The sequence below is a fragment of the Bacillus sp. FSL L8-0528 genome (assembly GCF_038593085.1).
GTDB classification, from domain to species: Bacteria; Bacillota; Bacilli; order Bacillales; family Bacillaceae; genus Bacillus; species Bacillus paralicheniformis.
This window is the reverse complement of sequence record NZ_CP151961.1, coordinates 921,192-933,659: the sequence shown is the minus strand read 5'-3', so window position 1 is coordinate 933,659 and position 12,468 is coordinate 921,192. Positions and strand designations below refer to the sequence as shown.

Genomic DNA, 12,468 nt, shown 5'->3' with positions numbered 1-12,468 from the left:
TGGTGGAGGGGGACGGATTCGAACCGCCGAACCCTGAGGGAGCGGATTTACAGTCCGCCGCGTTTAGCCACTTCGCTACCCCTCCAAAACAGTGCCGGCCAGAGGACTTGAACCCCCAACCTACTGATTACAAGTCAGTTGCTCTACCAATTGAGCTAGACCGGCAAATGGTGGCTCGGGACGGAATCGAACCGCCGACACACGGATTTTCAGTCCGTTGCTCTACCAACTGAGCTACCGAGCCTCTATTTAAATGGCGGTCCGGACGGGACTCGAACCCGCGACCTCCTGCGTGACAGGCAGGCATTCTAACCAACTGAACTACCGGACCATTAATGAGTAATTTGGTTGCGGGGGCAGGATTTGAACCTGCGACCTTCGGGTTATGAGCCCGACGAGCTACCGAACTGCTCCACCCCGCGATAATATGATTTTCATAGAAATGGTGGAGGATGACGGGATCGAACCGCCGACCCTCTGCTTGTAAGGCAGATGCTCTCCCAGCTGAGCTAATCCTCCGAAGTACAGGACCTACAAGTGCATGCGTTGCAGCAGGACGTTGCGATCTTAGCATGCCTTCCTTTAAAAAGCTTTGGTGTAAACCTGATACTTTTCAGCGTGCTGTCCAAAAAAGAATGGTGACCCGTACGGGATTCGAACCCGTGTTACCGCCGTGAAAGGGCGGTGTCTTAACCACTTGACCAACGGGCCAGATGTATTTAAAGTGGCGGAGAGCAAGGGATTCGAACCCTTGAGACGGCGTTGGCCGCCTACACGATTTCCAATCGTGCTCCTTCGACCACTCGGACAGCTCTCCAATAAATGGCTCCGCAGGCAGGATTCGAACCTGCGACCGATCGGTTAACAGCCGATAGCTCTACCACTGAGCTACTGCGGAATAATGCCTGCCTGGCGATGTCCTACTCTCGCAGGGGGAAGCCCCCAACTACCATCGGCGCTGAAGAGCTTAACTTCCGTGTTCGGCATGGGAACGGGTGTGACCTCTTCGCCATCATCACCAGACAATTTAGTGACAAAGATCATTATACTATGTATTTGAAAAAATGCAAGTGCATTTTTTGAGAAATTATTCTCTCAAAACTAGATAACGGGCAGACGAGGCCCACAGGATGTGGGTCATGCAGGCGTTGCCACACGATGTGGCGTATTTAGCCAGCGTTCACTTATTTTATTAGGTTAAGTCCTCGATCGATTAGTATCTGTCAGCTCCATGTGTCGCCACACTTCCACCTCAGACCTATCAACCTGATCATCTTTCAGGGATCTTACTTCCTTGCGGAATGGGAAATCTCATCTTGAGGGGGGCTTCATGCTTAGATGCTTTCAGCACTTATCCCGTCCGCACATAGCTACCCAGCGATGCCCTTGGCAGAACAACTGGTACACCAGCGGTGCGTCCATCCCGGTCCTCTCGTACTAAGGACAGCTCCTCTCAAATTTCCTGCGCCCGCGACGGATAGGGACCGAACTGTCTCACGACGTTCTGAACCCAGCTCGCGTACCGCTTTAATGGGCGAACAGCCCAACCCTTGGGACCGACTACAGCCCCAGGATGCGATGAGCCGACATCGAGGTGCCAAACCTCCCCGTCGATGTGGACTCTTGGGGGAGATAAGCCTGTTATCCCCGGGGTAGCTTTTATCCGTTGAGCGATGGCCCTTCCATGCGGAACCACCGGATCACTAAGCCCGACTTTCGTCCCTGCTCGACTTGTAGGTCTCGCAGTCAAGCTCCCTTGTGCCTTTACACTCTGCGAATGATTTCCAACCATTCTGAGGGAACCTTTGGGCGCCTCCGTTACCTTTTAGGAGGCGACCGCCCCAGTCAAACTGCCCACCTGACACTGTCTCCCTGCCCGATAAGGGCAGCGGGTTAGAAGGTCAATACAGCCAGGGTAGTATCCCACCGATGCCTCCACCGAAGCTGGCGCTCCGGTTTCCAAGGCTCCTACCTATCCTGTACAAGCTGTACCAACATTCAATATCAGGCTGCAGTAAAGCTCCACGGGGTCTTTCCGTCCTGTCGCGGGTAACCTGCATCTTCACAGGTACTATAATTTCACCGAGTCTCTCGTTGAGACAGTGCCCAGATCGTTGCGCCTTTCGTGCGGGTCGGAACTTACCCGACAAGGAATTTCGCTACCTTAGGACCGTTATAGTTACGGCCGCCGTTTACTGGGGCTTCAATTCGCACCTTCGCTTACGCTAAGCGCTCCTCTTAACCTTCCAGCACCGGGCAGGCGTCAGCCCCTATACTTCGCCTTACGGCTTCGCAGAGACCTGTGTTTTTGCTAAACAGTCGCCTGGGCCTATTCACTGCGGCTCTCTCGGGCTTGCACCCTAACAGAGCACCCCTTCTCCCGAAGTTACGGGGTCATTTTGCCGAGTTCCTTAACGAGAGTTCTCTCGATCACCTTAGGATTCTCTCCTCGCCTACCTGTGTCGGTTTGCGGTACGGGCACCTCTCACCTCGCTAGAGGCTTTTCTTGGCAGTGTGGAATCAGGAACTTCGCTACTATATTTCGCTCGCCATCACAGCTCAGCCTTACGGGAAACGGATTTGCCTATTTCCCAGCCTAACTGCTTGGACGCGGATATCCAATACCGCGCTTACCCTATCCTCCTGCGTCCCCCCATTGCTCAAATGGTGAGGAGGTGGTACAGGAATATCAACCTGTTGTCCATCGCCTACGCCTTTCGGCCTCGGCTTAGGTCCCGACTAACCCTGAGCGGACGAGCCTTCCTCAGGAAACCTTAGGCATTCGGTGGAGGGGATTCTCACCCCTCTTTCGCTACTCATACCGGCATTCTCACTTCTAAGCGCTCCACGAGTCCTTCCGGTCTCGCTTCACAGCCCTTAGAACGCTCTCCTACCACTGTTCGTAAGAACAGTCCGCAGCTTCGGTGATACGTTTAGCCCCGGTACATTTTCGGCGCAGAGTCACTCGACCAGTGAGCTATTACGCACTCTTTAAATGGTGGCTGCTTCTAAGCCAACATCCTGGTTGTCTAAGCAACTCCACATCCTTTTCCACTTAACGTATACTTTGGGACCTTAGCTGGCGGTCTGGGCTGTTTCCCTTTCGACTACGGATCTTATCACTCGCAGTCTGACTCCCAAGGATAAGTCTTTGGCATTCGGAGTTTGACTGAATTCGGTAACCCGGTAGGGGCCCCTAGTCCAATCAGTGCTCTACCTCCAAGACTCTTACCTTGAGGCTAGCCCTAAAGCTATTTCGGAGAGAACCAGCTATCTCCAGGTTCGATTGGCATTTCACCCCTACCCACACCTCATCCCCGCACTTTTCAACGTGCGTGGGTTCGGGCCTCCATTCAGTGTTACCTGAACTTCACCCTGGACATGGGTAGATCACCTGGTTTCGGGTCTACGACCACGTACTCATGCGCCCTATTCAGACTCGCTTTCGCTGCGGCTCCGTCTTTTCAAACTTAACCTTGCACGGGATCGTAACTCGCCGGTTCATTCTACAAAAGGCACGCCATCACCCGTTAACGGGCTCTGACTACTTGTAGGCACACGGTTTCAGGATCTCTTTCACTCCCCTTCCGGGGTGCTTTTCACCTTTCCCTCACGGTACTGGTTCACTATCGGTCACTAGGGAGTATTTAGCCTTGGGAGATGGTCCTCCCGGATTCCGACGGAATTTCACGTGTTCCGCCGTACTCAGGATCCACTCAGGAGAGAACGAAGTTTTGACTACAGGGCTGTTACCTCCTATGGCGGGCCTTTCCAGACCTCTTCATCTACCTCGTTCTTTTGTAACTCCGTACAGAGTGTCCTACAACCCCAAGAGGCAAGCCTCTTGGTTTGGGCTGTTCCCGTTTCGCTCGCCGCTACTCAGGGAATCGCATTTGCTTTCTCTTCCTCCGGGTACTTAGATGTTTCAGTTCCCCGGGTCTGCCTTCTCATATCCTATGAATTCAGATATGGATACTGCTCCATTACGAGCAGTGGGTTTCCCCATTCGGAAATCTCCGGATCAAAGCTTGCTTACAGCTCCCCGAAGCATATCGGTGTTCGTCCCGTCCTTCATCGGCTCCTAGTGCCAAGGCATCCACCGTGCGCCCTTTCTAACTTAACCGTTAAAAAGAATCACTACGTGATATCTTGCATTACAATTGAATGTGAATGTCTACTTTCGTTATCTAGTTTTCAAAGAACACGCTTTGAAGGAATGATCCTTCAAAACTAAACAAGATCCAAACGCACCTGTCTATAAGACCGCAAGGTCTTATATTCCGTATAATATCCTTAGAAAGGAGGTGATCCAGCCGCACCTTCCGATACGGCTACCTTGTTACGACTTCACCCCAATCATCTGTCCCACCTTCGGCGGCTGGCTCCAAAAGGTTACCTCACCGACTTCGGGTGTTACAAACTCTCGTGGTGTGACGGGCGGTGTGTACAAGGCCCGGGAACGTATTCACCGCGGCATGCTGATCCGCGATTACTAGCGATTCCAGCTTCACGCAGTCGAGTTGCAGACTGCGATCCGAACTGAGAACAGATTTGTGGGATTGGCTTAGCCTCGCGGCTTCGCTGCCCTTTGTTCTGCCCATTGTAGCACGTGTGTAGCCCAGGTCATAAGGGGCATGATGATTTGACGTCATCCCCACCTTCCTCCGGTTTGTCACCGGCAGTCACCTTAGAGTGCCCAACTGAATGCTGGCAACTAAGATCAAGGGTTGCGCTCGTTGCGGGACTTAACCCAACATCTCACGACACGAGCTGACGACAACCATGCACCACCTGTCACTCTGCCCCCGAAGGGGAAGCCCTATCTCTAGGGTTGTCAGAGGATGTCAAGACCTGGTAAGGTTCTTCGCGTTGCTTCGAATTAAACCACATGCTCCACCGCTTGTGCGGGCCCCCGTCAATTCCTTTGAGTTTCAGTCTTGCGACCGTACTCCCCAGGCGGAGTGCTTAATGCGTTTGCTGCAGCACTAAAGGGCGGAAACCCTCTAACACTTAGCACTCATCGTTTACGGCGTGGACTACCAGGGTATCTAATCCTGTTCGCTCCCCACGCTTTCGCGCCTCAGCGTCAGTTACAGACCAGAGAGTCGCCTTCGCCACTGGTGTTCCTCCACATCTCTACGCATTTCACCGCTACACGTGGAATTCCACTCTCCTCTTCTGCACTCAAGTTCCCCAGTTTCCAATGACCCTCCCCGGTTGAGCCGGGGGCTTTCACATCAGACTTAAGAAACCGCCTGCGCGCGCTTTACGCCCAATAATTCCGGACAACGCTTGCCACCTACGTATTACCGCGGCTGCTGGCACGTAGTTAGCCGTGGCTTTCTGGTTAGGTACCGTCAAGGTACCGCCCTATTCGAACGGTACTTGTTCTTCCCTAACAACAGAGTTTTACGATCCGAAAACCTTCATCACTCACGCGGCGTTGCTCCGTCAGACTTTCGTCCATTGCGGAAGATTCCCTACTGCTGCCTCCCGTAGGAGTCTGGGCCGTGTCTCAGTCCCAGTGTGGCCGATCACCCTCTCAGGTCGGCTACGCATCGTCGCCTTGGTGAGCCGTTACCTCACCAACTAGCTAATGCGCCGCGGGTCCATCTGTAAGTGGTAGCTAAAAGCCACCTTTTATAATTGAACCATGCGGTTCAATCAAGCATCCGGTATTAGCCCCGGTTTCCCGGAGTTATCCCAGTCTTACAGGCAGGTTACCCACGTGTTACTCACCCGTCCGCCGCTGACCTAAGGGAGCAAGCTCCCGTCGGTCCGCTCGACTTGCATGTATTAGGCACGCCGCCAGCGTTCGTCCTGAGCCAGGATCAAACTCTCCATGAAGTAATGGAGAGCAGATTAAATTCGTCACATTCTGTGACAACATCTGCATGGCCTGCATCGTGCAGGCCCCTGACTACGCACATTCGCATGTGCGATTTATTTAATGAATTAACAGGTGCGTTTTGTCTTGTTTAGTTTTCAAAGATCATTTCCACTTCTGTCCGAAGCGACTTTATTAGTATAACATTTTCAACGAGAAGTGTCAAATGTTTTTTTGATTTTTCGTCGCTGCTGCTTTCTGTTCAAAAACCGTTCCGCTAACAGCGACGCTTAATAATATATCACCGTTATAAATTAGTGTCAACACTTTTTTTAATAAAATATCCTCGGTGAAAAATCTTTTGGCCCTTTGTCTCTATCGGCTTTACTCCGACTAAATCCTTTTCAGCCAAGAACTCCAGTATAACTCCCAGGTCTGTCGTGAAATACTTGAGATCCGGATGTTTAAGAAGTTCGGCAAATTGCCAAACCGATTTTTCATCCATGACATTGAGAATATAGGCAGCCCCTATTTCGGCTTTTGAATGAATGAGAAAATCGCTTGCGAGGAATAATAACTCCAGCCGTTTTTGCAAGCTTTCATTGCTTTCAATTAATTCCTTATACAATTTATAAACCTGAGGTTCCATGTGGCGGACTTGGTTCCATACCGTAACTTCAGGGTGAAACCCCTTATCGATCACTTCGATTCTGGCCAAATGGTGGAGGGCGTGTACGATGGAATTGTAGGCATCCAAAAATTGACCGTCCTCAAAAAACGATTTTCCTTCTATATATCTTCTGATTAATTTCCCGTATTCAAGTCCGATTTTTAGTTTTCTTTCTGAAAACGGAAATGTATTGAGCTGCTCAATCAGCTTGGCGATAAATTCGTTTCGGTCGAAAAGCACCTTTCCATTGAGAACCCAGTCTATGATTCTCCTGTTTGTTCCAAGCAGAATCCATTCCTGAAGCTGTTCAACAGAAATAATATGAAGAGAAGCCGTTTTTCCGTCGAACTCATAATGCTTCACGAATACAGGGTCTTCAGCCTTATTAACGATAATCAACAATGCCGCATCAAAATTATCTGTTGCAGATGAAGTTTGATTTCTCCTCTCAATCAGCATGACAGCGAGTGTGTCAGGGCGGCTTGCTCTTTCTTGGTAAATCGGACGGAGAAGATTTTCCATCACCATTCCTCCAATACGATGTAAATACGTTGCATAAAAGCTTCTCTCTTGTTTCTACCTATTTCTACGAGCCAATAAAAACTCCTTTATTTTGAAAACACATTGAATTATTATAATCAATTTCCCCAAAACTCTCTATAGAAATTTTCCAATTGATTCGTTTTAATTAAAGAATAACACATCTTTGATATGCTATATTAGAGACAGGGGGATGGATATGGCCAAATACTCTAGTAAAATCAACAAAATCAGAACGTTTGCGTTGAGCCTTGTATTTATAGGCTTCATTATTATGTATGTCGGGGTCTTTTTTAGGTCCTCGGTCCTCTTGATGTCGGTGTTTATGATCTTGGGGGTATTGTCTATCTTGTTGAGCACAGCGGTTTATTTTTGGATCGGCATGCTTTCAACGAAAGCGGTTCAAGTCGTCTGTCCAAACTGTGAAAAACCGACCAAGATTTTAGGCCGGGTTGATATGTGCATGCATTGCAGGGAGCCTTTGACATTGGACAAAAACCTCGAAGGAAAAGAGTTTAACGAATCGTATAATCGAAAGTCTCAGTAAATGCTGCAACAAAAATAAGCTGACCGTTAAAAAAGCGGCCAGCTCTTTTTAATGGCTTTCTTTTTTGTCGCATTCCTGACATAAACCGTATATCTCCAGTCTATGGTGACTGACTTTAAATCCTGTCACATGTGAAGCAAGCTGCTCCACTTCGTCGAGGCCGGGATAATGAAAGTCGACGATTTTCCCGCAGCGTTCGCAAATTGCGTGATAATGCTCGGAAGTCACGAAGTCAAACCGGCTGGAGGAATCTCCGTACGTTAATTCCTTAACGAGCCCTGATTCCTTAAAAACCCGCAAATTGTTGTAGACCGTTGCTACGCTCATGTTTGGAAATTTCCCTTCCAGAGCTTTATATATATCATCTGCAGTTGGATGAGACATAGAATTCACGAGAAATTCCAGAATGGCATGACGTTGAGGAGTAATTCGCACCCCGGTTTCCTTCAACGCTTCCAACGCTTCTTTCAGGTTATGTTCAGCCATCGTCATGCACCTCTCTTCTAAAAAAAATTCTTACATTATAACGTTTATAATTAGTGTAACTCCTGATCAGAATCTTTGTCAATTCCAATCCCTGTGAAAAAGCTATTTTTAAGGCGAAAAATGCCGCTATGATCAGCATGGCCGATCAGACAGGCGAATATGAGCGTAAAAAGAGACCAAACTAAAATACAGTCCGGCCTCCCCAGCGAGCTTTATGCTTCCGCGATTTCTTTTACTGCTTGAAGCGCTTCTGCGACATGGTCTTTTACCTTTACTTTCCGCCACTCTTTCACAAGGCGGCCTTCTTTATCAATCAGGAATGTCGACCGTTCGACACCCATGTATTCCTTGCCGAAATTCTTCTTCAGCTTCCATACGTCAAAGCTTTCAGCGAGCTTGTGTTCATCATCGACGAGCAGCAGAAACGGCAGATCGTGTTTTTGCTTGAATTTTTCATGCCTTGCCTGATCGTCGGGGCTGACTCCGATAATGACGGCATCAAGTTCCGCAAAGCTTTCATGACGGTCTCTGAAATCGCACGCTTCCGTTGTGCATCCCGGCGTCATATCTTTCGGGTAAAAATAGAGCACGACATACTTTCCTTCAAAATCCGACAGCTTTACTTTTTCTCCGTGATCGCCCAGCAGTTCAATATCAGGCACCTTTTGTCCAATTTCAACAGTCATTGTTTTGCCTCCTGTTATGTTTAATCGCTTGCTTTCCCCCATTATAAAAAACAGCGCCCTCTTGTTCAAATGTTCGGCGGCTTCTTTTTTGCGCTCTGTCCGCCTCGTGTTACAATATAGAAAATATAGAAATAGATAAAGGTGCAAAAATGAGGAGGATATTATGCAGCATACTCAATCTGAAAAGCTTCATGAAGAAGCTCTTCAACATATAGTCGGAGGCGTCAACAGCCCCTCAAGGTCTTACAAAGCGGTCGGCGGAGGTTCTCCCGTCGCGATGGAAAGGGGAAGCGGCGCTTATTTTTGGGATGTGGACGGCAACAAATACATAGACTACCTTGCCGCGTACGGACCGATTATTACGGGCCACGCCCACCCGCATATCACGAAAGCGATTCAAACAGCTGCTGAGAACGGGGTGCTTTACGGTACGCCGACAAAGCATGAAGTGACATTTGCCAAGATGCTTAAGGAAGCGATTCCTGCCTTGGATAAAGTGAGATTCGTCAATTCGGGAACGGAAGCTGTGATGACGACGATTCGCGTCGCCCGGGCCTATACAGGCAGAACGAAAATCATCAAGTTCGCCGGCTGCTACCACGGCCATTCCGATCTTGTGCTGGTGGCGGCCGGTTCAGGACCGTCAACGCTCGGCACGCCTGATTCCGCCGGGGTTCCAAAAAGCATCGCCAACGAGGTGATTACCGTTCCTTTCAATGATATCGACAGCTATAAAGAAGCGCTCGATAAATGGGGGAACGATATTGCGGCAGTCCTCGTTGAACCGATTGTCGGAAACTTCGGGATCGTCGAACCGAAGAGCGGATTCCTCGAGCAGGTCAATGAACTTACGCATAACGCGGGAGCCCTGGTCATCTACGATGAAGTCATTACCGCTTTCCGCTTTATGTACGGCGGCGCCCAGGATCTTCTTGGCGTCAAACCTGATTTGACGGCGCTCGGCAAAATCATCGGCGGCGGCCTGCCGATAGGCGCCTACGGAGGCAGAAAAGAGATTATGGAACAAGTCGCACCGCTCGGACCTGCTTATCAAGCGGGCACGATGGCGGGGAATCCGGCTTCCATCCTCTCTGGCATCGCCTGCCTTGAAGTGCTGAAAGAAAAAGGCACATACGAAAAACTTGACCGCCTCGGCGCCATGCTTGAAGAAGGCATCCTGGCACATGCCGAGACCCACGGCATCGACATCACTGTCAACCGTCTAAAAGGCGCGCTCACCGTATACTTCACGAACGAAAAAGTCGAAAACTATGAGCAAGCCGAAAATACGGACGGAGACATGTTCGCGGCCTTTTTCAAACTGATGCTTGAGCGCGGAATCAATCTTGCGCCTTCAAAATATGAAGCATGGTTTATCACCACCGCGCACACGGAAGAGGACATTAAAGATACGCTCAAAGCCGTGGATGACTCATTTAAACAATTGAAACAGCGCATGTAAAAAGAGAGCGGATCCGCTCTCTTTTTTATCAAATGCGGAGCACTTTGAAAGCGCGGTGAACAGGCACTTTCCGCCGGCTTGTCTTTCTTTTTTGTCAATGATTTGTTTTTTCTTAAAAATGGGTTGAATATTTCGGAAGATCGCTGTATATTACTTTATTGTTTGGCAAATTAACAGAGAGGGAATGTTCACTACAATTCATTTTCTGTAAAGAACGAATTTTATTATAGAAAGGGATGCAAGTACAGCCTAATGAAACTTGGTGCCCGTATTTTCAAAACAGGCATTGCCATTACGCTTGCGCTTTACCTCGCGTCTTGGCTCGGCCTTCCGACTCCTGTCTTCGCGGGAATCGCGGCTATCTTCGCGATCCAGCCTTCGATCTATCGTTCATTTTTGACGATTGTCGATCAAGTGCAGGCGAACATTATCGGAGCAGCCACAGCCATTATTTTTGGACTTATTTTTGAACCCAGTCCGATCATCATCGGATTGACGGCGGTAATCGTCATTACGATCAACTTGAAGCTGAAGATCGAGAACACGATTTCGATCGCTCTTGTCACCGTTATTGCCATACTGGAGAGCTCCGGCGACAACTTTTTATGGTTTGCTTTGGTGAGAACCGGAACGGTTATTTTGGGCGTGTTGTCTGCGTTCTTGGTCAACCTGATTTTTCTGCCGCCTAAATATGAAACGAAGCTCGTCAGCCATATTGTTGAAAATACAGATGAAGTCATTAAATGGATCAGATTGTTGACGCGGAAGACAACGGAACATTCCATGCTGAAAGAAGACATTGAAAAACTGAAAGAAAAAATGATGAAGGTTGACCACCTTTACTTGCTCTACAAAGAAGAAAGAAGCTATTTAAAACGTTCCACATATGTAAAACAGCGAAAGCTCGTGCTGTTCAGACAGGCGATCATTGCATCCAACCGTGCGCTTGATGCCCTGAAAAAGCTGCACCGGCTTGAAAACGAGTTTTATCACATGCCTGAAGAATTTCAAGAAACGCTGGTCGAAGAGCTCGATTATCTCCTCCATTGGCACGAACGAATTTTAATGAGATTCGTCGGCAGGATCAAAACGCAGGATCACGTCGACCTGCACGAAGAAGGAGACGTGTACAAACAGCACTTGACCGAATCATTCCTGAAAAACCAGGACAAATTAAAAGAAGAACTGTTGGACTACAATATGCTGACCATTATGGCGAGCACTGTAGAATACCGAGAACAGCTTGAGCATTTGGAAACCTTGCTCTCAAGCTTTCAGACGTACCACAAAAAAGACAGCGAGCTTGAAGTTGAGGAAGAATAAACCGGTTAAAGAATATGTTAACCGGTTTTTTATTTTCCTTCCTTCATTTTCGGATCAAGGGTGTCGCGCAGGCCGTCTCCCATCAGATTAAAGCCGAGAACGGTCAGCATGATCGCAAATCCCGGAAAAAACAATGTCCATGGAGCCTGCGCCAAGTAAGGCCTGGCATCCGCAAGCATTTTTCCCCACTCGGGGTTCGGCGCCTGCGCCCCCAACCCTAAAAATCCGAGCGCGGCCGCTTCTATAATCGCGGTTCCAATATTCAGCGTCGCTTGAACGATAACCGGGGCCATGCTGTTGGGGAGAATGTGTTTAAACATCAGCCTTATATTGGACATCCCGACAGCACGCGCTGATAAGATATACTCCTCCTGCCTGATGCTGAGCACTTTTGAACGAACGAGCCTGCCAAACGTCGGAACGTTGATGATGGCGATGGCAATCAGGGCATTTTCAAGAGAAGGCCCCAGAATCGCTACAATGGCGATCGCCAGCAGAATGCTCGGAAACGCGAGCATGATATCAAACAGCCGTGAAATCAATGCATCAGCCCATCTGCCGTAAAAACCGGCGATCAGCCCTAGCAGCGTCCCCGCCAAGGCCGATGCCAAACAGGAGAAAAAGCCGACCCATAAAGACAGCCTTGCGCCGTAAAGCACCCTAGAGAAAATATCCCTGCCAAAGTCATCCGTGCCAAAAAGGTGTTCCGCAGACGGAGCGGCGAGCCTGTCTGACAGTGACTGGTCGTTTATTCCGTATGGTGCGATGAGCGGCGCGAAGATGGCTAGCAGGATAAACAGCGCGACTAGAATCGTGCCGGCGGCAGCCAATTTATGCTCAAAAAACCGCCGAATATGTTCCGCCAAAGGCGAACGCACCTTCACGTCCTCCCTCTGCTGTTCATTTTGAAGCACAACCATGTTTCCC

The 12,468-nt window shown here is 49.2% G+C and carries 7 protein-coding genes, 9 tRNA genes and 3 rRNA genes; 3 read left to right on the top strand and 16 right to left on the bottom strand.

The features are described 5' to 3' along the window. From MHI30_RS04655 to MHI30_RS04595, 13 genes are all read right to left on the bottom strand, one after another. Positions 1–85 (bottom strand) — tRNA-Tyr (locus MHI30_RS04655). 7 nt (positions 86–92) lie between these two features. Beyond that, a tRNA-Thr gene (locus tag MHI30_RS04650) sits at positions 93–165 on the bottom strand. A gap of 3 nt (positions 166–168) precedes the next feature. Further along, positions 169–244 (bottom strand) — tRNA-Phe (locus MHI30_RS04645). Between the two features lie 10 nt (positions 245–254). Beyond that, positions 255–331, bottom strand: a tRNA-Asp gene (locus MHI30_RS04640). A gap of 14 nt (positions 332–345) precedes the next feature. Continuing rightward, positions 346–422 (bottom strand) — tRNA-Met (locus tag MHI30_RS04635). 21 nt (positions 423–443) lie between these two features. Next, positions 444–519 (bottom strand) — tRNA-Val (locus MHI30_RS04630). 117 nt (positions 520–636) lie between these two features. Next, positions 637–711 (bottom strand) — tRNA-Glu (locus tag MHI30_RS04625). A gap of 14 nt (positions 712–725) precedes the next feature. Beyond that, positions 726–817: transfer RNA gene (locus tag MHI30_RS04620), tRNA-Ser, on the bottom strand. A 6-nt stretch (positions 818–823) separates the two neighbouring features. After that, positions 824–898: transfer RNA gene (locus MHI30_RS04615), tRNA-Asn, on the bottom strand. A 9-nt stretch (positions 899–907) separates the two neighbouring features. Continuing rightward, positions 908–1,023 (bottom strand): 5S ribosomal RNA (rrf, locus tag MHI30_RS04610). 170 nt (positions 1,024–1,193) lie between these two features. Further along, a 23S ribosomal RNA gene (locus MHI30_RS04605) occupies positions 1,194–4,123 on the bottom strand. Between the two features lie 174 nt (positions 4,124–4,297). After that, positions 4,298–5,847: ribosomal RNA gene (locus tag MHI30_RS04600) — 16S ribosomal RNA — on the bottom strand. The 16S, 23S and 5S rRNA genes sit together here with 9 tRNA genes alongside, the layout of an rRNA operon. Positions 5,848–6,134: 287 nt before the next feature. Then, complete coding sequence (locus MHI30_RS04595) at positions 6,135–7,019, bottom strand: nucleotidyltransferase-like protein (RefSeq protein ID WP_003179964.1); 885 nt, start codon at positions 7,017–7,019, stop codon at positions 6,135–6,137. A gap of 217 nt (positions 7,020–7,236) precedes the next feature. On the opposite strand from MHI30_RS04595, the gene MHI30_RS04590 reads away from it, so the two are divergent. Beyond that, complete coding sequence (locus MHI30_RS04590; protein ID WP_003179962.1) at positions 7,237–7,584, top strand: YgzB family protein; 348 nt, start codon at positions 7,237–7,239, stop codon at positions 7,582–7,584. Between the two features lie 48 nt (positions 7,585–7,632). Here MHI30_RS04590 and perR read toward each other — a convergent pair whose 3' ends face one another. Both perR and bcp read right to left on the bottom strand, forming a co-directional pair. After that, a complete protein-coding gene (perR, locus tag MHI30_RS04585) occupies positions 7,633–8,070 on the bottom strand; it encodes a peroxide-responsive transcriptional repressor PerR (protein ID WP_003179961.1) in 438 nt (145 codons plus the stop codon). 212 nt (positions 8,071–8,282) lie between these two features. Further along, on the bottom strand, positions 8,283–8,756 hold the full coding sequence (gene bcp / locus MHI30_RS04580; protein ID WP_003179960.1) for a thioredoxin-dependent thiol peroxidase: 474 nt from the start codon (positions 8,754–8,756) through the stop codon (positions 8,283–8,285). A gap of 163 nt (positions 8,757–8,919) precedes the next feature. Between bcp and MHI30_RS04575 the strand changes: the two genes are divergently transcribed. Continuing rightward, positions 8,920–10,218: a glutamate-1-semialdehyde 2,1-aminomutase gene (locus MHI30_RS04575; RefSeq protein ID WP_003179959.1), complete on the top strand. Its 1,299-nt coding sequence runs from the start codon at positions 8,920–8,922 to the stop codon at positions 10,216–10,218. 252 nt (positions 10,219–10,470) lie between these two features. After that, complete coding sequence (locus tag MHI30_RS04570) at positions 10,471–11,541, top strand: aromatic acid exporter family protein (RefSeq protein WP_003179957.1); 1,071 nt, start codon at positions 10,471–10,473, stop codon at positions 11,539–11,541. A 29-nt stretch (positions 11,542–11,570) separates the two neighbouring features. Here the strand turns inward: MHI30_RS04570 and MHI30_RS04565 are convergent, their stop codons facing one another. Then, positions 11,571–12,461: an ABC transporter permease gene (locus MHI30_RS04565; protein ID WP_003179955.1), complete on the bottom strand. Its 891-nt coding sequence runs from the start codon at positions 12,459–12,461 to the stop codon at positions 11,571–11,573. Positions 12,462–12,468: the final 7 nt, after the last annotated feature.